Origin of the sequence: Bacillus paralicheniformis, assembly GCF_002993925.1 — a bacterium.
GTDB classification, from domain to species: Bacteria; Bacillota; Bacilli; order Bacillales; family Bacillaceae; genus Bacillus; species Bacillus paralicheniformis.
The window spans coordinates 2,491,238-2,516,860 of sequence record NZ_CP023665.1; the positions used below are offsets into that span (position 1 = coordinate 2,491,238).

Consider the following 25,623-nt stretch of genomic DNA (forward strand, 5'->3'; position numbering starts at 1 on the left):
GAGAAAGGAATGGATAAAAAGAAAAACCTTATTTCGGTATTTAACTGAAATAAGGTTTTTTTGCCTGATATTAAAGTATAAAACGATCGGTTATTTAAATGTGATGATATAAGCTTGTTCTTCTAAAAATCGCGCCGATGCACTCTCCATAGAAGGATACTGGTATTGTGCGCTAACGAGCAGGCTGTTGCCGTCCGGGCTCCAATATATTTCCGAAGGGATGGTGCCGTGGTATATCGGTTCTTCATAGAGGATATTTTTCCCTTGAAGCTTGCCTGCATAGATATTGTCTTCATCCTTCAAAGAGTAAGCGATTTTCTTTAAGTCGTTTGAGAATTTAAAAACAGTTACTTTTTCGAGCAGAGCAGAAAGCTCGCCGTTTCTGCGATCATATTCGTACAGGGTTTCCCCTGTGTCCAGGAATACAAATTGATCATTGTTTAACCAAACCGGTCCGCCGCGGCTGTCCAGACGCTTGTCCTGGATTTTAATGCGGTTGCCGTCAATCGTTCCTATTCTGATTCCGTACTCGTCGGAACGCTGCAACACGGTAAGCAAAAAATCTCGTCCATTATCAGAGATGTTAACTCCCGTAAGCGAATCTTTCTCCGCAAAATCATTCAATGTATACGTTTTGAGCGTTCCGGAATCCGTATCATAAACACGAAGGCTTGTCTGATTCCCCTGCCCAACATCTAAAACGAGATAACAAACGTATCTGCTATTATTTGACCATGAAACATCTTGGACATAGACCTCATTGCTGGCGGAGATGCTGGCGATTTCTGTGTTTTTTCCGTTCGCCGGCGAAAACAGCTGCATTGATGTCTTACTTAATGACAAAGTGACTCCGGCGATACGCTTTCCGTCTGGAGACATTTTCAGGTTGGACATGTTGCTTTCAATGCCTTTTACGATTTCAGCTTTTTCATAGGGGGAGGAAAGGCGCTGAAGACTGCGCGCTGTACGTTCGGATGTCCCATCTCCCTTGAAAAAACCGACAACGGAATCCGGTGAAGACCACCCAAGCAGCTGCCCTGCTTTTGGAAGGCGATAAATCGTATTGACTTGAAAAGGGCGGGTTTTCTGGTCATCGACATGATTGTCTTCCCCGCTTGGGATGATAATCGTTTCAGATCTTTTTCCGACATTATAACTGGACACGATAATGGCCAGAAACAACAGCACTCCTGCCCAAATGATAAACGGTTTGTTTTTCATCATTTCTCAACCTTTGCGTAAGCTAATTCAACATGAATCACTGTTTGGTTTTCCTTGTAGTACATCTCGATTGTTCCTCCGTGTTCGTCAACAATTGTTTTCACAATGCTTAATCCCAAACCTACACTTCCCTCTTCCTTAATCTTCTGATTGACTGAATAAAAAGGCTGGAACATTTTGGAGTGTTGGTCATTTTCCAATGGAGCACTTGGATTCTTGAATGTAAAAAGAATGTTTTCTCCAACGATTTCGGCCTTAATGAAGATTTCCGAATGAGATAAGCTGTATTTGATGGCGTTGTCCAGCAGATTGATAAAAAGCTGGCGCAGCCTGCTCACCTGACCGTGAACGTACAGGCCATCTTCAATGTCACAGGTAATCCTTTTCTTATACCGTTCTGCCCGAAACTTCATCGATTCGCAAACATCTTTTAAAATTTCCCCTGCCTCGACCCTGTCAAATTGAGCGCCCTTGGCAGGTTCCCGGGATACTTCAAGAAGCTTGATCACCAAATGATGCAGGCGCCTGCTTTCTTCAACAATGTGGTTCATTCCTTTATCAAAAAACGCCCGATCCGATTCCCCTTTATCTTTTATGATCTCTGCATATCCTTGGATGGAAGTCAGAGGTGTTTTCAGCTCATGCGTCATATTGTCAAAAAATCGTTTTTCTTGTTCGTTCAGTTCCTTTAAACGGTCACGATCCCTTTCAATGGTTAAAATTTGTTCTCGAATTCTGCTGATCATATCGTTAAAGTTGACGGCAAGCTGGCCGATTTCATCTTTCCTATTAAAGTGAATATCCATATCCAGCTTGCCCTTCTTGACTTGCGAGGTGGCATCGGTCAGCTTGACGAGCGGAATCGTGATATGTCTGGACAGGATATAGGAGAAAAGGAACGCCGCCAAAAATATGGCAAGCGCGATGTAAAAAACAATATCCAGAACCTCTCCGCTTTGCTTATACAGCAGGTCAAAATTTTTCGAAAAACGCAATATGCCTACCTTTGTACCTTCAACGACAACCGGATATGAAAAAAACACTTCTGCTTTATTGCGATTATAGGTGATATGATAGGCAGTCTTTCCTTTGATCGCCTGTTTAAGATCTTCATTACTTCCACGGGAAAACGCCTTCTGATCAGAAGCAGACAACAATGCGCCATTCACGGTATAAACACCGACATTGCTTCCTGTGGAGTGATTCAAATTATCTACCATTTCATCGGCCATATCACCGAAATAAAGTTCATTGTTTTTATAATGATTGATTAAAAATGCCTGGTTTACATAGACGGTACTGTTTTTTTTCAGTTCGACTAAATCCGATGTTACAATTTTTTCATTACTCGACCAAATCACGTTCTTAACCGTATGATTGAGCACAAGGAAAGAGAGAGAAAAAATCAGAAAAAAGCCAACAATAAACTTGCCCTTGATGGTCCGTAACACTCTCTACTCCTCCTGCTTCTCGAATTTATATCCGATACCGAACACCGTTTTAATCAAGTCGCTTGCATCGAGCTTTTTGCGGAGTCTTTGAATATGGGTATCAACTGTACGGGTGTCACCGAAAAAATCGTATCCCCAAATGAATTCTAAAAGCTCTGAACGCGTAAAAACTTTTCCCCGATGATCAACCAAAGTCATCAGCAGATCATATTCTTTAGGAGTCAATTCGACGGCTGCCCCGTCTTTTTTCACCAGTCTTTCACCCGGGATGATCACAATATTTTTAAACCGGATCTCATCCTCTTTTTCCGTTTCCCGTTCGTTCACATGATAGGCTTGTTCCAGACGCCGAAGGATCGTGCGGATTCTCGCGACAACTTCGCGCAGATCAAACGGCTTTGTAATATAGTCATCGGCCCCGAATTCCAACCCGAGTATTTTATCCGTGACATCTGATTTTGCGGTGATCATCAGTATCGGAATATTATAGCTTTCAGTCACTGTTTTGCAAATATCCAATCCGCTGCAGTCAGGCAGCATCCAATCGAGCAGCAGAAGATCAGGTTTGAATTGATCTAATTTCCTCATGCCTGAAGAGCCGTTATTGACCGTGCACGTTTCAAAACCTTCGGACGTCAGCCCGTAAGCAAGCAAATCAGCAATTGCTTCATCATCTTCTATAATCAGTATTTTGGTTTTATCCATAAAGTCATCACTCATTCCCTGTTTCAAGCTTATTTTTGTCTAGAAACCTCTTTTGTTTCTCGCATCCTTCTATAGAGATTATACATAAATCCAAACCAAACTCTTCCTTTGACGGTCCGCAATTGGAGCGCTGGCGGACTTTTAAGGCGCAGAAAAAATAAACGGCCTTTTATAGATGATCAGAACGGGAGCAATTATGTCCATATGTGATTTTCACTAGTCCATTTGTCCAAATCCTTCATCCATTTCCTCTGATGTTCATCTGTCTTTTGGAATCCCCACTCTTTTAACGGCAACAAAGGCAAAAACGTTTCAGGATAAGCAGAAATTTTACAACTTGGATACAAGTTGCCCTCAAATAACGGAGCACCTGTTCTTCATGAACAGGTGCTCTTTGTTTCTTATGGAACAAGATTCTTCGTCAAATTTGGCCAACATCCTGCTTATTTCTTGGAATGTAAAACGTGAAGGAAGTACCTTCGTTCAGCATGCTGTGGACGGTGATCGATCCGTTGTGTGCATCGACGATGTTTTTAACGATCGCAAGTCCGAGGCCCGTCCCGCCTTTTCCTCTCGTCCTTGCTTTATCCGCCTTGTAAAAGCGTTCAAAAATAAACGGCAGGTCCTCTTCTGGGATGCCGCTGCCCGAGTCTTTCACGGCGATTTTCAGCCCGCTTTGCGCTGACTGCACATCGACATGTACGGTGCCGCCGGCATTTGTATGGCGGATCGCGTTGTCAATCAGGTTCGTTAATACCTGCTCCATTTTGTCCGGATCAAACACAAATTTGGCTTCGTGCAGATCAAGATTGTGAGAAAGCGTAATTTCTTTGTCACCGGCCACTCCGTAAAACTTTCTGAACACCCTCTCGAAAAATTCGCGGAGCTCCACCAGTTCTACGTTTAAGGAAATATGGCCCGCCTCCATTCTGGCAAGGTCCAGCAAATCATTCACAAGCCTTCCCATTCGTAAAGACTCGTCATAGATGACCTGCGCGATTTCCTTTTTTTCTTCCTCAGAGCTTGCAATGTCGTCAACGATTGCTTCACTGTACCCTTGAAGCATCGAAATCGGTGTTCTCAGCTCATGGCTGACATTGGCGATAAAATCTTTTCTCAGCTTATCAAGCCGTCTTTCCTCCGTCATATCCCTCAAAACGGCGACCGCTCCGCGCACATGTGACTGATTGTACAGCGGACTCATGAGCAGCACCCATGTTCTGCCTTGCAGGGTCATTTCAATCATCTGCTCCTTCTCCGTGCCGACGGTGTTTTGAAAAAGCTCACGCGCTTCAGGAGGCAGTTCATGGCCTTCTTTTACATTCATGTTCTGCTCATAATACCACGCCTGTAAAAAGCGTTCAGCCGGAGGGTTAGTCACAAGGATCGTCCCGTCGATATTGATGGTGATCACGCCGTCAGCCATACTGCTTAAGATATTCGACAAATGCTCCTTTTCCTGATTGAGCGCTGTAATATGGAACTTCAGCTGGCGCCCCATTTGGTTAAAGGCAATCGCCAGCTCGCCGATTTCATCCTGGGTCAGGATCGGAATCTTCGTATCAAACTTCCCTTTTGCAAGATCCTGTGCACCCTGCCGCATTTTTCTGAGCGGGTAGGTAATCCGGCTTGACAGGAAGAAAGCGAAAATCGTCGTTAACACAATCGCAATCGCAGCGGCAAAGAGAATATACCTTGTCGTATGCTGTGTCGTATCTTTCACGGCAAGAAGCGATTGAGAAAGAAACACCATGCCTTCATCTTCGCCTTTCCCGTACGGTACACCGACAATCAGCTGATCGTTCTTTTGATCGGAGATGACCGTCCGCTTCTGCACTTTTTGATGCTTCTGAAGCGCTTCGTTCAGATCGGAATCATTTTTAATATCTTTTAATGTAATGGAAGCCACTTTTTGATTTTCCCGCGGTGAATACCAATATTCATTCTCATTTTTGATAACGGTGATGCTCGTCAGTTCATCGGCAAGCTCCCATGTGATCGATCTGGCCGTCTCCTGGTCTTTATGGTTTTCCATGATGACGGCCACCTTGCTGGCGAGCTTTGTCAAATCAGCTTCCGCTTCATCGACATGGTAGTTTTCAATAAACTCAAGCAGAAAGAACGTAAGGATAAATAAGACAAATGAAACCAAAAGCAGTATGGTAAACCACAGTTTACCGACTACGCTCTTCCAAAACTTCATTCGTTTCCGACCTCAAATTTATACCCGACACCCCATACTGTTACGATTTTTTTCGCAGCTTTCGGCGAGACTTTGTTCAATTTTTCACGTAGACGTTTAACATGGGTGTCGACCGTTCTCAAATCGCCGAAAAACTCGTATTGCCATACTTCCTTCAGCAGCTTTTCACGATCGTATACTTTATCAGGAGTTTTGGCCAGGAAGTAAAGCAGTTCATATTCTTTCGGCGTCAGGCTGACTTCGGTTCCGTCCGCCATAACTCTGTGAGCATCGTGATCAATGGATAAGTGAGAAAAAACAAGAACATTTTTTGCCGTTGTATCTGTATTCAGATAAGAGGTTTGCGATGATCTTCTCAAGAGCGCTTTGACTCTCAGCACCACTTCCCTCGGACTGAAAGGTTTTACAATATAGTCATCGGTTCCGACTTCAAAGCCCTGCACCCGGTTCGCTTCTTCGCCTTTCGCCGTCAGCATGATGATCGGAGTGGCTTTTTTGTCGCGTACTTGGCGGCATACTTCAATGCCGTCGGTTCCTGGCATCATCAAATCGAGCAGGATTAAATCGTATTCGTTGCCCAGGGCTTTATCGATGGCTTCGTCGCCATTCTCGGCTTCCTCGATCTTATAATTTTCCCTTTCCAGGTACATTTTTAAAAGTCGTCTGATTCTTGCCTCATCGTCTACTACTAATATTTTTGTCTCTTTCGTCTGTTCCATCGTAAACCTCCTGATTTGAATCTTCTTACATTCATTTTATTAGAAAAGCGATCGTAAGCCAAGCTAAGAATGGCCTTTCCCAATTTAAAACGATAAGCTGCGGAAGGCCCGGCGAAAAGCCCGGACCTTCCTGCACCGCACGGATCATGCATAAGAGTGAAGTCCAGCGATGACAAGGTTTACAAAAATAAGATTAAACATAATAATGGCAAAACCGATAACGGCAAGCCACGCCGATTTTTCGCCGTGCCAGCCTCTTGAAAGCCTGAGATGCAGATAAGCTGCATAAAACAAAAATGTAATCAGCGCCCAGACTTCTTTCGGATCCCAGCCCCAGAATCTGCTCCATGCAAGCTGTGCCCATATCATCGCGAAAATAAGCGCGCCAAGCGTAAAAACCGGAAAGCCGATCGAAACGGATCGATAGCCGATTTCATCGACAAGGTCAAGGTTCACATTTTTCACGAGCGGCTGAAGAAGCTGACTGATGCGTTTTCTGATGATCAGCCTGATGACACCGTAAAGCAATGCGCCGGTTCCAAACGACCAGAGAACCGTATTCAGCTTCCGTCCTGAAAAAATAGGCGGCACATTGACAAGCGGCTCCATTCTCTCCTCTGTTAAAAGTTCGCCTTTGTTCGGCCCGATCAGAGCGGGAAGCTCGTAAATCATGACGTCTTCCTGGTTGTCTTTATCAATCCACTTGAACTGCGCTTCATAGCCCCCAATGCGGAATGAGGTCGTGACAAGGATAAACGCGAGCGTTGTCACGAGCATAAACATGACAAATTCGAGCCAGAACGTTTTTTTGCCAGGCTGTGACTGATCCACATGCTTGAGCAGAAAGATCACGCCGGCGACAAAGCTGATGGCGAGAATCGCCTGGCCGAGAGCTGCAGTCGTAACATGAATATAAAGCCAGTTGCTTTGAAGCGACGGAATCAGCGGTGTGATATCGGTCGGAAACATGCTGGCATATGCGATTAACAGCAGGACAACGGGCAGTGTAAACAGCCCCAAAGCAGACAGCTTGTAAATAAAGTAGATGATGATGAACGCCAGAACGAGCATCATGCTGAAAGCAGTTGTAAATTCGAAAAGATTGCTGACCGGTGCGTGTCCGGAAACGATCCATCTCGCAATAAAATATCCAAACTGGCATACAAATCCGATGATCGTGATCAACACTGCGATCGACGCCCAGCGGTTCTTCTTCTTCCGGTCTGAAGCCTTGCTCCTGATGGAGCCGCCAAAAAAGAAGACCGCTGAGAGATACAAGAGAAATGCCGCGTACAATAAATTGCCGCTTAACTCTGCCATGAAAACCCCTCCCTATGCTGGCCGTTTATTTTTTTCCTTTGACAGTTCTTTTTGATCGGCCGGTTCGGATATCCCCGTATCCTCAAGTACGGCCTTCAAGTCCTGTTTCAGCCCGTACCAGTTTTTATTCGTATGTCCGGCGACGAGCACATGCCCGTCCAGCGTTCTGAGCCAGATCCTTCTGTGGTGCCAGTACATCCCCTGGATGACGCCGATCATAAAGATGGCGCCGCCGACCATGAGCACCCACAAAGTCAAATCTTTTCTAATGGTGAGGCCTGAGAGATTTTTCGTTTCGACGTGGTCAAACTTCATTTTGTATTTATTGTCGTCAGAACCTTCGATTGTTTCCTGAATCGCAACGAAACTCTTTTCTCCTTTAGGCTTATCCGGGGCGGTGATCTGGAATACAAAAGCCGGATTGTTCGGATTCCTCGTTTTCGTGCTCGGCTCCCCGTCTTTGTTAAAATAAAAGTCCGGCAGGTAGCTTGCAATATGAACTTTGTAACCGTTGCCAAGATCATATTCCGGCTTCGGCTCCAAGAGGTTGATTGCCACTTTGCCGAAAGATTTCCCGCTGTCTTTTTCAATCAGCTGAAAGACCATTTTGTCGAGCTCGCCTTCCTTGTAAGTCAGCTGATAGAGTGCATATGAACCGAATTTCAGCGGGTCATTGACCCTGATCTTGCCGCTTTTCACTTTCTTCAATTCAGGCGCTTCACCCGGGAGGCTGTCATTTTTTCTTTCATATAGTTCAACATCGGTTTGATATGTTTTTGCGACAGTACCGTCACCTGCTTTAGTAATCGCCTCTGAAAATACTTCTTTTTCTTTTTCACTGTCGTACATTTCTTTTGTAAACCGGTTGTTTTTCAAGTAGTAATGGCCGTCAGTTCCCGGGATGGGCACGGTCTCCCCTTCCCTGATCCAAAGGGTTTCGTCGACATACATGCCCGGAACAAATCTGAGCATGACACCGATGAGGAATATGATCAGCCCGATATGGTTCACATATGGGCCCCATCTTGAAAAACGGCCTTTTTCCGCAAACAGGTTTCCGTTTTCTTCTTTGACTCGGTATCGTTTTTTCTTCAGTTTACCGACGATTTGTGATCTGGTGTCTTCAGACATGTCCGCTTCCGTCCGGCTGAAAAGGCGCTGCCTCTCCATAAAGTTCGGATTTCTCGTGACGCCCTGATTTTTCAGCGCCCTGTACAAAGGAACGACCCTGTCAAGGCTGCAGATCACAAGCGATATGCCGATTGAAGCAACCAGAACAATAAACCACCATGAACCGTAAAGATTGTGGAAACCGAGAGTATAATAGATTTGTCCGAGAAGCCCGTATTGTTCGCTGTAGTATGTATCAGCCTGCGCACCCGGCGGCAGGAACATTTCCTGCGGGAAAATCGTTCCAAAAGCAGATGCTGTCAGCGTAATGACGATCAGCCAGACGCCGACCTTTACAGACGAAAAGAAATTCCATATTTTATCTACGATTGTTTTGTTATATGTTTGAGAGCGTCTCGCACTTCCGTCATACCGCATGTCAAGGAGTTTGGCATCCTGTTTGACGAGCGGCTTTCCGCACGATTCACACAAAACGGTGCCCGTCGGATTCACATGGCCGCATTCGCATTTGATTTCTTTCATCATGACGATCCCTCTGGTTTGATCATATTCATATAATCATGGATCATTCGTTCTGTCATCGTGCCAGACACGACTTTGACAATCTCTCCGTCAGGATTGATCAAAAACGTGGTCGGCAGCGGTGTGACATCGTATGCGTTCAGAACCTGCCTGTCTTTATCAAGCACAACCGGAAAATTGACGCCGTAGTCTTTCATAAAGTTTCGGACGGCAAGGTTTGATTCGCCGACATTGACGGCGACGATTTCAACCCCTTGATCCTTAAACACTTTATATTGATTCGCCATGTAAGGAAATTCTCTTTTGCATGGTTCGCACCATGTTCCCCAAAAGTTTAAAAATACCCCTTTGCCTTTTAGATCGTCCAGCTTGAGACGGTTGCCGTCAACATCCTCCAGCGAAAAATTGGGAGCTTTTTCCCCCACCGCCACACTCTCCGTCTTTTGAAACACGGCGCTGTACAGCGTGTAGCCAAGCGCTGCAAGCAGCACAAGGAGGATGCCTGTCCGAATGTAAAAACGCTTTTTTTTCATAATCCGCCCCCTCATTTAGACATTCAGTATCATTATATCATCTCATGACTGCCTGCCATTTGCCTTTTTTGAAGGTTGTGTGAAAATTTAGAAAGCCGCTTTACCGTGTTCAGCCAATGCCCTGAGCCTTTTCACTTCATGAGGCGTGAGCTCTCTTTTTTCCCCGGTTTTCAAGCCCGCCAGGTTCAAAAAAGCGTACTCTTCCCTTTTCAGCTTGAGCACTTCGTGTCCGATGGCTTCAAACATTCTCCTGACCTGACGGTTTCGCCCTTCATGGATTGTGATTTGGACGATGCTGGTCTGCTTTTTCTTATCGAGTGACAAAAGCTTCACTTTTGCCGGAGCTGTCTTTCCTTCCTCAAGGCGTACGCCCCGCTCAAGTTTTTTTAAATTCTCCTTTAAAGGAATGCCTTTCAGCTTTGCCACATACGTTTTATTAATTTCGTATTTCGGGTGCATCAATTTATTGGCGAAGTCCCCGTCATTCGTTAACAATAAGAGGCCGCTTGTATCATAATCAAGCCTTCCGATCGGATAAATCCGCTCCTCCACCTCTGTGAAAAAGTCGGTCACAACTTTCCGGCCTTTATCGTCTTTAACCGCTGATATAACCCCTCTCGGTTTATACAGGAGAAAATAAACGGGTTCTTCGCTTTCAAGCTGGACGCCGTTTACCTCGATCCGGTCTGAGCTTGATACTTTAACGCCGAGCTCTCTGACGGTTTTGCCGTTGACCGTGACTTTCCCTTCTTTTATAAGTTCCTCCGCCTTTCGCCTTGATGCAATACCGGCGTGGGCGATTACTTTTTGAAGTCGTTCCATATCTTTCACCTCATGTATTATCTTACTTTTTTCCAGACCAACAAACAAGTTTGCGGGCGCCTTCTTCCTTAGGAAAGAAGCACTCCGCCCTTAAATGTATCCTTTCTCACGTCAAAAGTAAAACAGTTTTGGCTAGAAAAGCAAAAAAGCGCCTGTTGATCAGGCGCTTCCAAACAGCAATGTTACAATAATCACAGACGCGATAATCCCCGCTAAATCAGCAAGCAGTCCCACTTTTAAAGCATCCCCCATTTTCTTGATTCCGACCGCGCCGAAATAGACAGTTAAAACATACAGCGTCGTGTCTGTCGATCCCTGCATGACAGAGGCCAGCCGGCCGATGAACGAATCGGGTCCGTAAACTGCGATTAAATCGGTCGTCATGCCGAGCGCCGCCGTTCCCGAAATCGGCCGGATCAGAGCCAGCGGAACCACTTCCGTCGGAATTCCCACGGCGGAAAATACCGGCTTTAAAAGATTCATAAAAAAATCGAGCGCCCCTGAAGCACGGAAAACGGTGATCGCTACAAGCATACCGACCAAATAAGGGATAATGGAAAACGCAATTTGGATTCCTTCCTTCCCTCCCTCAACAAACGCTTCATAAGTCGGGACTTTTTTGAATGTACCATACAGCAGAATCGTGGCGATGATAAACGGGATAAGGGCCAGAGAAAGCCAATTGATGAATTCCAAATGCTCACCCCTTCTTTTTTCTTCTATAATAAAAGTATCGGTCGATGAAGATCGCAAAGATTCCCGATATTAAAGTCGCCAAAATGGTCGGCCCGACGATGTCTGTCGGCGCCTTTGCATCATATGTCATCCTGACCGCGATGACGGTCGTCGGAATCAAGGTAATGCTTGACGTATTGACCGCCAGAAAGGTGATCATTGAGCGGCTCGCTTCCCTGCGGTTCCGGTTGAGCGCCTTCATCTGTTCCATTGCTTTAATGCCGAGCGGTGTCGCCGCATTGCCCAACCCGAAAAAGTTGGCCATTAAATTGGATAAAATATACCCCATCGCCGGATGATCCGGAGGGATCTCGGGAAACAGCTTTGAAATGAACGGCCGGCACAACCTGCTGAATTTTTCGAGAAGCCCGGATTGTTCGGCGATTTTCATCAGCCCCAGCCAAAAAACAAGGACGCTCATCAGGCCGATCGAAATCGTGACAGCTTCCTTCGAACCTTTAAATACGGCCTCATTGACTTCCTGAACCGTTCCGTTGAAAAGCGCAAACACCAGACCGATCACCGTTAAGCCGACCCAGATTATATTGACCATGATGAACCGCCTGCCGCTTTTTGGAATACGGATTGAAAGGTCTCGAAAAACGATTTTTTCGGCTTTTTGTTGCGTTCGTTTTCATAATAGATCGGTACACTTGCAATCGTTTTTCCGTTGAACATGACGTTCATTTCCCCGATGATGTCCGGGATTTCTTTTTTGTTTTTACGCCACGATTTTTTCGGTTTAAGAAGCTCGATGTCAACCTTCACGTCTTCTTTTTCATCTTCGTTTAACAAATATGTGACATCCCGTTTAATAAAAGCTTTATTCCCGTAAAAAGAGTCTTTTAATTTCGGAACCTCGCCTTTTTTGGCGATGATATATGTTTTGTAGTGGCCGTATACATAGTTGAACATGTTCATATGATCATTCCAGTCGTCAGGGGCATTGATGGTGACGGCGATCAAATCGGTTCCGTCTTTCGATGAAGTGGAGACGAGCGTGCGCTTCGCCAGCTTGGTATATCCCGTCTTCCCGCCTGTACTGTATTCGTAAAGCCCTGTTAAAAGCTTGTTTTTATTTCTCCAGATGCCTTGCATCGTTTCTGCCTTATAGCTCTTCGTTCCGGCGATTTTTTGGTACGTTTCGTTTGTCATCGCATATTTCGTCAAAAGCGCCATATCATAGGCCGAGGAATAGTGGTCAGGGTGATCATCGAGTCCGTGCGGATTGCGGAACAGGGTGTTTTCCATGCCGAGGTCGGCCGCTTTTTGATTCATCATGTAGACAAACCCTTCCAGGCTTCCGCCCACATGCTCAGCAATCGCAACGGCTGCGTCATTTCCCGATCTCAGCATCAAACCGTAAACAAGGTCCTTCAGCTTCACCTTTTGCCCGCTTGTCAAATAGATTGATGATCCCTCCGTTTTGACCGCCCTGTCGCTGACCGTGACTGTCTCATCCAATTTGCCCGATTCCACGGCCAAAATGGCTGTCATAATCTTCGTAATGCTTGCAATGCGCCGTTTTTCATGCTCATCCTTCGCAAACAATACCCGTCCGGATTGCCCGTCCATGACAATCGCGCTTCTTGCGCTGACATGAAGGGAAGGCTGTGCTTCAGCGATTTGGTATGAAGAGCATAAAAGAGAGCATATGATGATGGCTGCTGCAGCCTGTTTTAGAAAAAAGCGCATTTTTTCTCACGTCCTTGTGGTTGTTTGTACAAGTTTATGCGCTTGTCTTTCCGTTATGAACACCAATTGGATGATTCCCCGAGAAAAATCTCAAGCAACATTAAAACTCCCCCTTTCATGAAAGGGGGAGTTCCGGCACACGGTTCATTTAAGCTATGATCTCGGCTGAACCATCTTCATCCGATAGTCAGTCGCATAGTATTCCAATTCTTCTCTCATCGATTGATATTCTGTTTCAAGCGAAGCCATCAAATTTTTTAATGAGGCCGGCGCTGGTTCGTGAAAGCAAATGGCGTTTTTTCCCGTGTAGGCCGCTCTGCTGTCTTCGTACCAAGTATCTTTTTTCGGTGTAAAAAATTCTTCTATGCATCGATGATAGATCTGATAGAGCGTCCTTTCGGCGGCAGCGTCCTGAAAAGGAACCTGCTTCAGCCTGATTCGGCAAGCCAGAAGCCCTTCTTCACAGTAAACCGCCAGTTTTCTCAAGTTGCTGAGGACATCGCGATAATAATCTCTGCTCCCGGGCTCTTCGGCTTCAAGGGATGAGAGCGTCGTTTCGTTTAAATAATCGCTCAGCGTCTGAACGGTCTGTGCTAAAAATTCGCCTGCCTGCTCGGTTTGGGCTCTTGCCATAGATTTTCCCATTGGTGTCGGCACCCTCTCCTCATCGCTTTGTTACAATCGTATTCTTTCATGCATGAAATTAAACATAAAAAATACGATAATATATATTATCATACTTCGGTCCTTAAGGTGAGTCTATTTTAAATCTTCGAACGTCTGGTTAAAGTTCTCAAAGAACAGATCGGCTTCTTCCTGAACCCCGTCTTCTTCTACATTTTCGGGCAGCGGCGGAAGCTCTTCAAGCGTTTTTAAGCCGAATTGTTCAAGAAATGTTTCGGTTGTACCGTACAAGATTGCCCTGCCCGGTCCGTCCGCCCGGCCTACTTCGCACAACAGCGCTTTTGCGACAAGGCTCTGGAGAATCCGTTCAGATTTGACCCCTCTGATCTCCTCGACTTCCGCTCTCGTAATCGGCTGCTTATATGAGACGATGGCCAAAACTTCGAGGGCAGCCTGAGAAAGCCCTTTTGAAGGGGCTTCAATCAGCTTTTTCAAATAGACGGCGAATTCTTTTTTGGTCGAAAGCATGTACGTATCCGCGTACTCGACAAGCTCGATGCCCCTGTCTTCTTTTTCATAGGTTTCTTTGACATCGAGCATAATATCCTGAAGCTCGGCTTCATCGATCTCCAAAACGGATAATAGCTGTTTTTTTGTCAGGCCCTCGTCGCCGGCGGCATACAAAAGCGCTTCGACAATGGCTTTCCAATTCACGATATCAAGCGTCATGAATCGCTTCACTCCCTGTTATGTAAATGTCTGAAAAGTTGTGTTCCTGCTCAATGATGATCAGCTGGTTTTTCATCAGCTCCAAAATCGCCAAAAACGTCACAACGAGATGCTCTTTCTGTTCGTATGGGAACAGTTCCATAAAATGCATCCTTTGACGGGACGATTTCAAACAATCGACGATTTGCGTCATTCGTTCTTCTATCGGTATTTCCTGTCTTGAAATTCTAGTTTCAGACGGCCGGCTGATTTTTTTACGGTTTAACACCTTTTGAAACGCCCCGAGCATGTCGTAAACGGTGACGGACAGCTTTTGCTCGCTGAGTTTGATTTCCTTGGCATAGTCGCTTAAATCGCTCGGCGGCTTCGCGAATGCTTTTTGCCGCTCTTCCTCGCGCTCCTTCAAATTTTGCGCGGCACTTTTGTATTTTCTGTACTCTATTAATTTTTCAATCAATTCTTCTCTCGGGTCCTCTTCCTCCTCGAGAAACTCTTCGTCAAACAACTCCTCTTCCTGCTTTGGAAGGAGCATTCGGCTTTTAATGCTGAGAAGGGTCGCAGCCATCACCAAATATTCACTGGCCACGTCGAGCTCAAGTTCGCGCATCGTATGCACATATAATAAATACTGCTCGGTTATCTTCGCAACAGGTATGTCATAAATGTCTATTTCAAGGCGGTTGATTAAGTGCAGCAGCAGATCCAGCGGCCCTTCAAACGCCTCGATTTTCACCTGATATTCCATGTTCATTTCTCACCATTTTCAAAATCGCTTCTAAGCCGGCTAAAACTGGCTACCCTTTAGTATAAATTACGCGTCTGCATGAAGTCCAATATAATTTAAGAAGCTTTGGCATTCGCCTATACGATTTGAGCGTATGCTGCATAGAATACTGTGTAAAATCTTAAACCTGAGGAGGGAACAACATGGGAGGTAAAGGCTTCGGCTACGGCGGAGGATTTGCTTTGATTGTCGTTCTGTTTATTTTGTTGATTATTGTAGGAGCGGCATGGATCTATTAACATAAAAATGAGAAGCGTCCGTTACCCGGGCGCTTTTTTCATAGCCTGGATATATCTCCGTTTTTCCTCCGTTCCGTTCTTATGATACACTTTAACGGAAACTTAAAGGAGGATGTCAGATGTATCCCCAAGCTTATATCGATTACCTGGCCGAATTCCACGGGTCAAGGGATTATTTTGAATGCCACGAAATTTTAGAAGAACATTGGAAAAAGGACAATCCCGGCGAGCGGAAATCATACTGGGTTGGATTGATTCAGCTGGCAGTCGCACTCTATCATCAGCGGAGAAACAATTTTGCCGGTGCAGAGAGATTAATGGCGAACAGCATCCGCATCCTGGTGTCCGAAAAAGACGCAGTCGAATCGCTCGGATTAGATTACAGCCGCTTCATCAAGCTGTTAAGGAAGACTTACCAAAAAATCAAAGCCCATTCTCCTTATGAAAGCATCATGCTTCCGATCACAGATGAATCTTTGATCAAAGCATGCCGGAAACAATGTGAAAAAAAGTCGTATGAGTGGGGAGCAAACGATCCACCGGACGCCTTCATCATTGATAAACACCTGCTGAGAGACCGGACTGAAGTGGTTGCCGAGAGGGAAAAACAAATCGAACGGCGAAAAAAGAGCAGAGGCTAGAAGCCTCTGCTCATTGGTTATATGTGATGTCTTCATTTTCGTGATCCTGACAGCGCTCAAAGAATCCTTTAGTTAATTCATTCGGAACCAGCGGTTTAGGTGCAAACATTTGCGAAATGGCCGACACCATTTTTTTGCCGATTCCTTGATGACGGTGAGACGGGTTTACACTGATATGCTTGATCTCGACTTCTTCTTCTCTTTTCTCTACTCCTACACAGCCGACAATATCCTCGCCTTCTTTCCATAGGAACAGCTGCCTTTCAGTGTCCGTTTCATAGTCTTTAATTGTCTGCTGAAGCTGCTTGACGTCCTTCTCATTCGGCATAAACGAAAGGAGCCCCATCGCAATCTTTTCGAATGACTTTTTATAACGAATTAACATAAATACCCCTCAATATATCAAAATGTGGATCTAACGAAGGCTAGTCGCTTCACATCACATTATAAACATTTTTATAACCTTTTTAAACTCTTTTTCGGTAATTATTGAAGCGACCGGGTCAGGTTCGCCATTTCAATCGCTGCCGCGGCAGCTTCTGCACCTTTATTTCCGGCTTTTGTTCCGGCGCGTTCTACCGCCTGCTCGATCGTGTCTGTCGTCAATACGCCGAAGATCACCGGAACGCCTGTTGACATGCTGCTCGCCGCAATCCCCTTTGCCGCTTCATTGCAGACATAGTCATAGTGGCTTGTCGCTCCTCTGATGACCGTGCCCAGTGTAATCACGGCGTCGTATTTTTTCGTTTCAGCCATTTTTTTGGCGATCAGCGGAATCTCGAATGCTCCGGGAACCCAGGCGACATCAATATCATCAGCTTTGACCCCATGTCTCAACAGCGTATCTTCTGCACCGCTTAGAAGTTTGCTTGTAATAAAATCGTTGAACCTTGACACAACGATCCCAATTTTCAAATCTGTTCCAATTACATGACCTTCTATTTTATTCATATGAATCCCGTCCTTTTTTGTGATTGATTTTAGTTTAAAAATGAAGCATATGCCCCAATTTTGATTTTTTCGTTTTTAAGTACTTTTCATTGTCTTTTTTTGTCTCCATCTGCAGCGGCACCCTGTCTGCGATCGTCAGTCCGTAGCCTTCGAGACCGGCAATCTTTCGCGGATTGTTCGTCAGCAGCTTCATTTGTTTCACGCCGAGGTCTCTTAAAATTTGGGCGCCGATCCCGTAGTTGCGAAGATCTGGGAGAAAACCGAGCTTTTCATTAGCCTGCACGGTGTCATATCCTTCTTCCTGCAGTTTATAAGCTTTCAGTTTATTGATTAAGCCGATTCCTCTTCCTTCCTGTCTCAAATAAAGGAGCACGCCCCGGCCCGCTTGTTCGATTTGCGCGAGTGCGGCAGCAAGCTGCGGGCCGCAGTCGCAGCGGTAAGAGCCGAAAACATCGCCCGTCAGGCATTCTGAGTGTACGCGGACAAGGACAGGCTCGTCTCCGAAAGGTATATCGCCTTTGACGAGTGCTATATGTTCCTTGTCATCGATTTCGTTTGTATAGCCGTAAACCTTGAATGTGCCGAATTCGGAAGGCAGCGTAATCTTCACTTCTCGGTTGATCAGCGTTCCCTTGCTGTAGCGGTATTCGATCAAATCTTTAATCGTAATCAATTTCAAGTCGTGCTGGTCGGCTATTTTTTTGAGTTCAGGCACCCTTGCCATCGTGCCGTCTTCATTCATGATTTCGCAGATGACGCCGGCCGGCGCGGAACCGCACGCCTCCGCAAGGTCAACGGCCGCCTCCGTATGTCCGGCTCTTTTTAAAACGCCGCCTGTTTTCGCAATCAAGGGGAAAATGTGCCCCGGTCTTTTAAAATCGCCCGGAAGCGCGTGATCATCAATCAGCGACATGACGGTCAACGACCGCTCTTGAGCGCTGATCCCCGTCTTTGTATCGCGGTGATCCACACTGACCGTAAATGCCGTGTGATGAGAATCGGTATTTTCGTCCACCATCGGATGGAGGTCGAGCCGTGAAGCGATCTCTTCATTAAGCGGCGCGCAGATCAAACCCCTTCCGTGCGAAGCCATAAAGTTGATCACTTCAGGTGTTGCGTATTCTGCCAGCGCAACGAAATCGCCTTCGTTTTCCCTGTCCTCGTCATCGACCACGATGATGACTTTTCCTTGCTTCAAATCGCGTATCGCTTCTTCAATTGTGTGAAACATAGGCGCGCAGCCTCCTTTCATTTAAAACCCGTTTTCTTTAAAAAACGATTCAGTCAATGGCTTTGCCTGTTTGTCTTGTTTTGCTTGGTGGAGAAACCGGTAAATGTATTTGCCGATCATATCGCACTCGATGTTGACGATGCTTCCGGGCTTTTTTTCCGAAAAAATCGTTTCATCCAATGTGTGCGGGATAAGCGAGACTGTTACTTGATCTTCCGTCAGTCCAAAAATGGTGAGGCTGACGCCGTCTACGGCGATCGAACCTTTTAACACAAGCATTTTGGCCAGTGAAGGGTCAAGTTTTAAATCATAGTATACGGCGTTAGCCGCTTTTTCTATGCGCACGATAGACGCGGTGCCGTCGACATGCCCCGACACCATATGCCCGCCGAAGCGGCCGTTTGCCGCCATCGCCCGTTCAAGATTGACGCGGCTTCCTTTTTTTAATGTGCCGAGTGATGTTGCTTTCAGGGTTTCAAGCATGACATCCGCCGTGAAACTGCCGGAACCGAACTCATTTACGGTCAGGCAGACTCCGTTGACAGCAATGCTGTCGCCAAGCTTCACATCCTCGGTCACTTTGTTGGATTGGATGACTAAAGACATGGCGCTTCCCGCCTTTTTCATGTCCAAAATCATTCCGACTTCTTCAATGATTCCTGTAAACATATGCCACCGCCTTATTTTTTTATCGGTTTTGCCGCCAGCTTTATATCTTGGCCGATTTTGGTAATGGTTGTGAAATGCAGTAAGGGGACATCTTTCATCGATTGAAAGCCTTCACCGGAGAGGATGCTGGGAGATTGCAGCCCTCCGATTAATTTAGGGGCAAGATAGAAGATCATTTGCTGATAGAGTCCTTCTTTGACGAAGCTTGCGTGAACCGTCGCACCACCTTCGACAAAGACTGAAGCGATACCTCGGTCTGCAAGGTGCAGAAGCACGTCGCGCACCGGAAGTTCATCCGCATCCAGCACGGTTACCTGTACACCTTCTTTTTCCAGGTTCCGAACCTTTTCGGGATCTGCCTTGGACGTCGTGTAAATCCAGGTTGCCGCTGCTTTATCCTGAATGACTTTTGACTGAAGCGGGATTGACAGCGTCGTATCGAGAACGACACGCACCGGCTGATTCACTGCACCGGGGAGACGGCATGTCAAACTCGGGTCGTCTGCTTTTATTGTGCCCGATCCCACTAAAATACTCTGGTGGTTTTTTCGGTATTGGTGAGCGTCCATCCGCGCTTCTTCAGAAGTAATCCATTTGCTGTCGCCTGTTGCGGTAGCGGTTTTGCCGTCAAGGCTGGCAGCTGCTTTTAATGTCACATACGGAAGGCCTGTCCGCATAAAATGCATGAACTTTTCGTTCAGCTCTTCCGCCTGTTCTTTGAGAACGCCTGTTTCGACCTCGATCCCGGCGCTTCTCAGCATCCCGATTCCTCTTCCGGAAACGAGCGGATTCGGATCTTCGGCCGCCACGACTACCCGCTTCAAACCGGAACGGATAATCAGTTCCGCGCAAGGAGGCGTTTTGCCGTAATGGCTGCACGGTTCAAGCGTCACATAAATGACGGCTCCTTCCGCATGGCGGCCTGCCATTTGAATGGCGTGCACTTCTGCATGCGCTTCGCCGTATTTTAAATGAGCCCCCATTCCGACCACTTCACCGTCTTTGACGACAACGGCTCCGACAAGCGGATTGGCTCCTGTCTGACCTTCACCCTGCTTCGCAAGCTCCAATGCAAGATTCATATAATGCGCATCTGTCATGAATTTCCCTCCCTTCTTCCAAAAAAATAACCCCGGATGTCGATCCGGGGGGTTGTTTTTGTGCATGAGAAATAAAACTATGCATCATCATTATTTTTCACATAGTCTCTTCATCCTTCTCCCATCCAGACTTTCACTGTCGGCTTCAGCTTCTCACTGAATCCACCGCTTTGCACGAAGCACAGCGGGTCACGGGCTCTAAAGCTGTCTCTCGCTTTATTACCGCCGGTCGGGATTTTCACCCAGCCCCGAAGGATACAATCGATATTTACTTGTCCTTATGCGTAATTATAGCGGCCGCATATTAAAATTGCAATGAAAACTGCTTGCACAAAAAAACCCTCTGAGAAACAGAGGGTTTTTAATCTGCCACCTTGACGACTTTGATTAATCCGTCGATTCTGTTGGCATTAGAGAAGTAGGCCTTTACTTTGTCTCCTTCTTTAATGTCGGACAGATCCTGGTTGAGATTTTTCGCATTGAAAATGATCTTCGTTCCGTTATCTGATACCCCGTGGTATTCAGTGCCGTCAATTTTGGTGATCTTATATTGATAAATGGTATAGTTCTTTTCCTCAGATGAGACGGTTTGGCTGAGCGCCGTTGAGACATCTTGAACGCTTCCGTTTTTTAAATAATAAAAGCCTCCGGCCAGTACGGCAGCCAAAACGAGCAGAACCGTGAGCTTGAATCTTATTTTCCCCATGATCAAAACCTCCAGAACACGTTCTGAACTATCCTATGTTTATTTCCTGTGAATGATGAAATAAAACATGTTCGATTCAGACGGAAAATATGTGGTTTTTAAGTATAACGCAAAATGAAGGGAAATCGTTTCATATTCAGACGAAATACTACTTATAACCTACGAATGTACATTCTGGTTTAGGGGTGTGTGAGTGAAAACAAGCTTGAAAATTGAGTCTAAATAACTATGTTTCAAGAAACCGTTTGTTCTGTTTTCTTCACTTTAGGTTTCGCTGTAAAAGTCGTTTCGGATGGTGATAACGGACTGGTTTTTAAGATACTCGCTGTCTTTCGTTTTGGCCCAGGCGAGAAACTTCACATGCTCGGAATGGAACAGGGCCTCGTGATGGGGCGAGCGACCAGCAGCCGCGCCGAGTCTGTGCTTGATACCGCGCACGAACTTCCAATATTGATAGAAAGGCAGTTTTAATTTTGTCATAAATCCTGCCGAGTCTTCAATCACATATCCTTCCTCTTCAATCGACGGGTCATTTGACACAGATAGGTACCATTTATAAAAATCGGTCCACTGGTCAAAAGAAATGACTTTTTGCTTACATTCTACGCGAAATGTCTCAGAAAAACAGAGGACATCTTCATACGGCAGCTTTTCATATTTCATCTGTCTTTTGACAATGTCGAGAAGGACAAGCTTATCCGATTTGTACTCGATAATGTGCGGATCTTTTTCTGGCAGCACGACTTCAAACACTAACGAAACATTGCGTGTTTTTACATATTCTTTTATATCCTCAATCTGAGATGCGTCAAACGTTTTGTGAAACAGCTCTTCCACCCATTTCGCATGGCCGTCTTTTTGTCCGCTTGCCGATGTATAAGATTTTGAGGTGAAGACTAGCTCATCGGTTTCAGAATTGTAGCCGACCGTTCCCAAAAATCCATTCGCCTTATCATAAACAGTGACCGGAAAGCGCAGCGTGTTAACGAGAACATGCATTTTCGTCGTCAGGCGTTCATCGATGTTGAAAAATTTGTTGTAGCTTCTGCTGACGATTTCCTTGGTGTTTCTGTTGATAAACAGCCCTCTTGCCTTCATGCTGACGCTGTCCCATTTTCTCTCCTGAAAAGCCTTCCTCGTAAAGTTAAAAGAGGAAATGCCTCCGGCTAATTTTTGCTCAGATACATAATCGTGTTCGTCCAAATGCTTTAGAAAATGGTCGACAGTCAGCTCCTCGTGTTCGTGATGAGAATCAAGCGAAGGAGAGGACGTTTTAAACACATCATTTTTTATCTCATGTGTTTGAATGCCAGACCGATCGATGGTGACAACCCTTAAATGCCCGCCGTGCTCCACCTGCCCTTCCAGGTTATATGATTTTGCGGCTGCATGCACTGGAAGCCGGAACATGTTTCTGTGCCCGTGGATTTGAATGATGTTCCGCCCTTCCATATTTTTCGTAAAGACATGGTCGATATCTGTCTCATATCCGCCGACACCGTTGATCAGCTGGCTGGTAGCTGTAAGCAGAAGGTTGTCAGGAAGCGCGGAAATACCTCCGTGCGTGATGATGTAAGTATCTTCTCCATACGTGAAGTAGACAATTTGGTGGAAGCGCCTGGCCAGTTCCCTGATATCTTTTTTGTCAAAGCCTGCTTCGTCTAATTCCGGTTTTGTCTTCTTGTTGAATACGCTGCTTCTTGTTTCTTCATCATGCCCGTATTGCTTCAAATATTTATCATGATTTCCTTCGAGCAAAATCACATTTTTACGATCTTTGATACTGAGCAGGAATTGAACGACTTTTGCGTTTTCTATTCCTCTATCAAGCATATCACCTGTAAAAATATATAACTCGTCATCTTCGAGTCTGCCTTTCAAATAAGAATCCAGCACCGTAAAACAGCCGTGCACATCCCCGATCACATGTATTTTTTCATAACTGTCGAGCCGCCTCGGCTTATACTGCATCACATCGTCAAATTCTTCCGGCTTGATGACCGTTGTCCAGGAAGGCGCCGGTTCGGTTAAAATCCGCTCGTGCATGGCGTGAACCACGCTGTCGGGCACCCGCTTATGCTCAGCCCTCTCCCGGTTTCTCAACAGAGCGGTCTCAAGCGGAATATCGGAAAAATCAACCACATACGCTCTGTAGCGATACTTTAAAACGAGAGCTTTATAGCTTGAAATCATGCTTGGTTTCGCATGTGTGGCATCAACAACGGTGAATTCCCCCCTTTCCATCCTTTCTTCAAGGAGGGTGAACAAAAGCTTCCATACTTTTCCGTCATTTTTTTGAGAAATGTCGTATTTCCCTTCCAAATTTAACACGGGTGACTGATAGATCAGCCTCAGCTGATCAGCAGACAGTGTATATTGATTCAATTGATGATCCCTGATCCAGGTTGATTTTCCGGTGCCAGGGCAGCCTCTAAGCAGTACCAAAGTCCTCATTATTGATCTCCTTATTTAGTTCTGATAAGTTTTATTATAAAAAAATTTAGCATTCCTTCTAAGAATATACGTCCTTATTTGCTTTTTGTTTCAAAAAATAAACAAAAAATATCCCCTAAAGGGGACTTTTTACGTGTTATTTCACACCTATCCTCTTTTTATCGGACATAAAAAAGGCAGTGCTCATATAAGCGAGCACTGCCCTTTGACGGAATATTATGTTACATTTCGTTCTCCGATATGAATCGGTGACGTTTTGGCAGATGTTACGTTTCTCTCAGCAACATGTACCGGTGTGGATGTTACATTTCTCTCAGCGATTTGCACCGGTGTGGACGTTACGTTTCTCTCGGCGATTTGCGTCGGTGCGGACGTTACATTTCTCTCGGCGACTTTCATACCATCTGTTTGCGTCATCAGCACAGCACTTGCCAGAGAAAGTCCTGCTACTGAAGCAACGGCGGTTAACAACAGTTTAGATTTCATACGACCAGTCCCCTTTTTTCATTTGTTTTCGAGCACTGAATACCGTTTGATAGAAATAAACAGAGTCGCTCAAGCGCCCAATTTCATTATAGTATTCAGCAGCTTCCAATGCCAAGTCCTCAATATCGGGATACATCTTTTTTGACCCGAGCAGCTGAAAAGTTTCCAGCATTTGAGCTCTTCCGTCATCATCAAGATACAAGGCTTTCAAAAAATGAAATTTTGATAGATAGATCGAATCGTCTGATCGCCGGGCGATGTCAATCCCTTTGTTTAACGCGTCATCCGCCTGTTCCAGCTGCTTCAGCTTGAAATATGCATGTGCAAGACTAAAAAACGCTTTTGGGAGAATATCTGATGACTCTTCTTGATAAATCGCAGCAGCTCTGTTAAAGTATTCAGCCGCCCGATTAAAATCCCCCATCTTATAATAGCAGTTACCCAAATTGTAATAGGTGTGTCCTTCCAATATGAGCTGGCCTTTCTCCTGTGAAAGCTTCAGCGCCTTTTCAAGATGCGAAAGCGCTTTTTCATTCGAATCCAGATCGTCATAGTTGCCTGCGATGACGAACTCGCATTGGATTCTCCGAACCGTGTAAGTTTCATGCGCCTGGTAGGTTTCAATCGCTTGAAGCGCATAATTCATCGACACGTGGCTCTGTTTCATATGATAAAACACTTCAGCCATTTTAAAATGAAACTCTGCTCTCTCTATTTCGTCCTCGACATGCAGCAGCTTTTTTTCGGCGCGCCTGTAAAAAGAGATCGCTTTAATATAATCATGGTTTTTATATTCATACATCCCTCTAAAAAAATTGAAATAATATTCAAGCAGGCCTGTCAGCTTTCCTTGTTCATCTTCGATATCTTTTAATATTTCAGAAAAGTCAGGCGGGGTTTCGCCTTCTTCCAATGGTTTTACGTAATCAAGCATAATTCTGTGTCTGAATTCCATTAAGGCGTAATACAATAATAAGTCTTGATCTTCTTCCATTTGAGAAATTTCGCGCTCAATTTCTGCCTTCAGCATTTCGGCGTCCGTAACATTGAATTTGCGTATCGCGTTATACCAGTCATTAATTTTTACGCCGACTGCAGTCGATGGGATTTTTACGCTCACCCCTTACGCCCCTTCCTTTTATACAGATTGCGTTCTCTTTCTAGCTCTTCACTTGAATATATTTTACATAAAGGGTCATTTTTTCACAATTATTTTATTTATTAGGATCATCATTTCCTAGCAAAACGCGGTCGAAGAATCGGTCCCTGGTCCTATTGCATCTGGAAAATGAACACCGTTTCAGACAAAAAAACAGCCCGGCTTAGCGGGCTGTTTCTTCGCTTTCTAATTATGCGTCAAATACTTCGACTTTTTCCATGCCTTGTCCCTGCTCCATTGAAGTGACAGCATCAAGACCTGATGTGACTTTTCCAAAAACAGTGTGTACGCCGTTCAAGTGCGGCTGAGGCTCATGGACGATAAAGAATTGGCTGCCTCCAGTATCTTTTCCTGCGTGAGCCATTGAGAGAGAACCGGCTTCGTGTTTATGCGGATTCCCTTCTGTCTCGCATTTAATCGTATATCCAGGTCCGCCTGTTCCGGTGCCGTGCGGGCAGCCTCCTTGGCTGACGAAGCCCGGAATGACGCGGTGGAACTTCAACCCGTCATAGAACCCTTCGTTTGCAAGTTTTTCAAAGTTGGCGACAGTTCCCGGCGCCGCTTCCGGATATAGTTCAAACTCGATTTTTTTGCCGTTTGTCAGTTGTATGTATCCTTTTTTAGCCATCTTGATTCTCTCCTTTCATTTCACAAGGGTCATTATATCATATCAAAGAAGCACAGAGCCAATCTACCTGAAATAAACGGCGCTCTTGCATCACTTTTGTAAAAGATTTAAAAAAAAGGTTGAATCGCCTGTGAAAATCATGAATGATAAAAGAGCGTGTGATAC

27 protein-coding genes and 1 riboswitch are annotated in these 25,623 nt (G+C 45.4%); of the genes, 2 read left to right on the forward strand and 25 right to left on the reverse strand.

The window, feature by feature from the left end; all coding sequences use genetic code 11:
• Positions 1 to 90 precede the first annotated feature (90 nt).
• The 15 genes from CP943_RS12715 to CP943_RS12785 form a co-directional block, all read right to left on the reverse strand.
• A complete protein-coding gene (locus tag CP943_RS12715; RefSeq protein ID WP_031305183.1) occupies positions 91 to 1,224 on the reverse strand; it encodes a WD40 repeat domain-containing protein in 1,134 nt (377 codons plus the stop codon).
• On the reverse strand, positions 1,221 to 2,672 hold the full coding sequence (locus tag CP943_RS12720) for a HAMP domain-containing sensor histidine kinase (protein ID WP_105981051.1): 1,452 nt from the start codon (positions 2,670 to 2,672) through the stop codon (positions 1,221 to 1,223). The genes CP943_RS12715 and CP943_RS12720 overlap by 4 nt, the downstream gene beginning before the upstream one ends.
• 3 nt (positions 2,673 to 2,675) lie before the next feature.
• A complete protein-coding gene (locus tag CP943_RS12725; protein WP_023857481.1) occupies positions 2,676 to 3,377 on the reverse strand; it encodes a response regulator transcription factor in 702 nt (233 codons plus the stop codon).
• A gap of 421 nt (positions 3,378 to 3,798) precedes the next feature.
• The gene (locus tag CP943_RS12730; RefSeq protein WP_105981052.1) at positions 3,799 to 5,580 is read right to left on the reverse strand and encodes an ATP-binding protein; all 1,782 of its coding nucleotides are present in this window, start codon (positions 5,578 to 5,580) and stop codon (positions 3,799 to 3,801) included.
• Positions 5,577 to 6,299 (reverse strand): response regulator transcription factor, encoded by a 723-nt coding sequence (locus CP943_RS12735; protein ID WP_020451999.1) that lies wholly within the window; start codon positions 6,297 to 6,299, stop codon positions 5,577 to 5,579. The genes CP943_RS12730 and CP943_RS12735 overlap by 4 nt, the downstream gene beginning before the upstream one ends.
• Before the next feature lie 144 nt (positions 6,300 to 6,443).
• Positions 6,444 to 7,619 carry a c-type cytochrome biogenesis protein CcsB gene (gene ccsB, locus CP943_RS12740; protein WP_020452000.1) on the reverse strand — a complete coding sequence of 392 codons (1,176 nt, stop codon included), beginning with the start codon at positions 7,617 to 7,619 and terminating at the stop codon, positions 6,444 to 6,446.
• A 12-nt stretch (positions 7,620 to 7,631) separates the two neighbouring features.
• Complete coding sequence (resB, locus tag CP943_RS12745) at positions 7,632 to 9,272, reverse strand: cytochrome c biogenesis protein ResB (RefSeq protein ID WP_023857483.1); 1,641 nt, start codon at positions 9,270 to 9,272, stop codon at positions 7,632 to 7,634.
• Positions 9,272 to 9,808, reverse strand: coding sequence for a thiol-disulfide oxidoreductase ResA (gene resA / locus CP943_RS12750; protein ID WP_023857484.1), 537 nt, complete (start codon positions 9,806 to 9,808; stop codon positions 9,272 to 9,274). Before resA ends, resB begins: the two co-directional genes overlap by 1 nt.
• Positions 9,809 to 9,892: 84 nt before the next feature.
• On the reverse strand, positions 9,893 to 10,627 hold the full coding sequence (gene rluB, locus CP943_RS12755) for a 23S rRNA pseudouridine(2605) synthase RluB (protein WP_020452003.1): 735 nt from the start codon (positions 10,625 to 10,627) through the stop codon (positions 9,893 to 9,895).
• 159 nt (positions 10,628 to 10,786) lie between these two features.
• Positions 10,787 to 11,323 carry a spore maturation protein gene (locus tag CP943_RS12760; RefSeq protein ID WP_023857485.1) on the reverse strand — a complete coding sequence of 179 codons (537 nt, stop codon included), beginning with the start codon at positions 11,321 to 11,323 and terminating at the stop codon, positions 10,787 to 10,789.
• A gap of 4 nt (positions 11,324 to 11,327) precedes the next feature.
• Complete coding sequence (locus tag CP943_RS12765; protein ID WP_020452005.1) at positions 11,328 to 11,915, reverse strand: nucleoside recognition domain-containing protein; 588 nt, start codon at positions 11,913 to 11,915, stop codon at positions 11,328 to 11,330.
• Positions 11,903 to 13,057 carry a D-alanyl-D-alanine carboxypeptidase family protein gene (locus tag CP943_RS12770; RefSeq protein WP_035338495.1) on the reverse strand — a complete coding sequence of 385 codons (1,155 nt, stop codon included), beginning with the start codon at positions 13,055 to 13,057 and terminating at the stop codon, positions 11,903 to 11,905. Before CP943_RS12770 ends, CP943_RS12765 begins: the two co-directional genes overlap by 13 nt.
• Positions 13,058 to 13,210: 153 nt before the next feature.
• The gene (locus tag CP943_RS12775) at positions 13,211 to 13,702 is read right to left on the reverse strand and encodes a YpuI family protein (protein WP_023857487.1); all 492 of its coding nucleotides are present in this window, start codon (positions 13,700 to 13,702) and stop codon (positions 13,211 to 13,213) included.
• A 114-nt stretch (positions 13,703 to 13,816) separates the two neighbouring features.
• On the reverse strand, positions 13,817 to 14,410 hold the full coding sequence (gene scpB / locus CP943_RS12780; protein WP_023857488.1) for an SMC-Scp complex subunit ScpB: 594 nt from the start codon (positions 14,408 to 14,410) through the stop codon (positions 13,817 to 13,819).
• Positions 14,400 to 15,155 carry a segregation/condensation protein A gene (locus CP943_RS12785; RefSeq protein WP_023857489.1) on the reverse strand — a complete coding sequence of 252 codons (756 nt, stop codon included), beginning with the start codon at positions 15,153 to 15,155 and terminating at the stop codon, positions 14,400 to 14,402. Before CP943_RS12785 ends, scpB begins: the two co-directional genes overlap by 11 nt.
• 182 nt (positions 15,156 to 15,337) lie before the next feature.
• Here CP943_RS12785 and CP943_RS12790 point away from each other — a divergent pair, with 182 nt between their 5' ends.
• Positions 15,338 to 15,433, forward strand: a complete 96-nt coding sequence (locus tag CP943_RS12790) for a YjcZ family sporulation protein (protein WP_003183108.1) — start codon at positions 15,338 to 15,340, stop codon at positions 15,431 to 15,433.
• Between the two features lie 119 nt (positions 15,434 to 15,552).
• Complete coding sequence (locus CP943_RS12795; protein WP_101561047.1) at positions 15,553 to 16,074, forward strand: DUF309 domain-containing protein; 522 nt, start codon at positions 15,553 to 15,555, stop codon at positions 16,072 to 16,074.
• 10 nt (positions 16,075 to 16,084) lie between these two features.
• On the opposite strand, the gene CP943_RS12800 is transcribed toward CP943_RS12795, so the two are convergent.
• The 10 genes from CP943_RS12800 to CP943_RS12845 all read right to left on the reverse strand — a co-directional run bounded on the left by CP943_RS12800 (position 16,085) and on the right by CP943_RS12845 (position 25,458).
• Entirely contained in the window at positions 16,085 to 16,459 is a 375-nt protein-coding gene (locus CP943_RS12800; RefSeq protein WP_020452011.1) for a GNAT family N-acetyltransferase, read from the reverse strand.
• A gap of 101 nt (positions 16,460 to 16,560) precedes the next feature.
• Positions 16,561 to 17,025 (reverse strand): 6,7-dimethyl-8-ribityllumazine synthase, encoded by a 465-nt coding sequence (gene ribH / locus CP943_RS12805; protein ID WP_003183115.1) that lies wholly within the window; start codon positions 17,023 to 17,025, stop codon positions 16,561 to 16,563.
• 34 nt (positions 17,026 to 17,059) lie between these two features.
• Positions 17,060 to 18,256 (reverse strand): bifunctional 3,4-dihydroxy-2-butanone-4-phosphate synthase/GTP cyclohydrolase II, encoded by a 1,197-nt coding sequence (locus CP943_RS12810; RefSeq protein WP_105981053.1) that lies wholly within the window; start codon positions 18,254 to 18,256, stop codon positions 17,060 to 17,062.
• 21 nt (positions 18,257 to 18,277) lie between these two features.
• Positions 18,278 to 18,925: a riboflavin synthase gene (ribE, locus tag CP943_RS12815; RefSeq protein ID WP_023857491.1), complete on the reverse strand. Its 648-nt coding sequence runs from the start codon at positions 18,923 to 18,925 to the stop codon at positions 18,278 to 18,280.
• Between the two features lie 11 nt (positions 18,926 to 18,936).
• Positions 18,937 to 20,025 (reverse strand): bifunctional diaminohydroxyphosphoribosylaminopyrimidine deaminase/5-amino-6-(5-phosphoribosylamino)uracil reductase RibD, encoded by a 1,089-nt coding sequence (gene ribD / locus CP943_RS12820; RefSeq protein WP_105981054.1) that lies wholly within the window; start codon positions 20,023 to 20,025, stop codon positions 18,937 to 18,939.
• Positions 20,026 to 20,134: 109 nt separating this feature from the next.
• Positions 20,135 to 20,285, reverse strand: a riboswitch (FMN riboswitch).
• Between the two features lie 101 nt (positions 20,286 to 20,386).
• Positions 20,387 to 20,731: a hypothetical protein gene (locus CP943_RS12825; protein ID WP_020452015.1), complete on the reverse strand. Its 345-nt coding sequence runs from the start codon at positions 20,729 to 20,731 to the stop codon at positions 20,387 to 20,389.
• 264 nt (positions 20,732 to 20,995) lie between these two features.
• Positions 20,996 to 23,185: an RNA ligase gene (locus CP943_RS12830; RefSeq protein ID WP_105981055.1), complete on the reverse strand. Its 2,190-nt coding sequence runs from the start codon at positions 23,183 to 23,185 to the stop codon at positions 20,996 to 20,998.
• A gap of 216 nt (positions 23,186 to 23,401) precedes the next feature.
• The gene (locus tag CP943_RS12835) at positions 23,402 to 23,671 is read right to left on the reverse strand and encodes a hypothetical protein (RefSeq protein WP_105981056.1); all 270 of its coding nucleotides are present in this window, start codon (positions 23,669 to 23,671) and stop codon (positions 23,402 to 23,404) included.
• Complete coding sequence (locus CP943_RS12840; protein ID WP_043054368.1) at positions 23,661 to 24,791, reverse strand: Rap family tetratricopeptide repeat protein; 1,131 nt, start codon at positions 24,789 to 24,791, stop codon at positions 23,661 to 23,663. The genes CP943_RS12835 and CP943_RS12840 overlap by 11 nt, the downstream gene beginning before the upstream one ends.
• Positions 24,792 to 25,020: 229 nt before the next feature.
• Positions 25,021 to 25,458, reverse strand: a complete 438-nt coding sequence (locus CP943_RS12845) for a peptidylprolyl isomerase (protein WP_020452019.1) — start codon at positions 25,456 to 25,458, stop codon at positions 25,021 to 25,023.
• Positions 25,459 to 25,623: the final 165 nt, after the last annotated feature.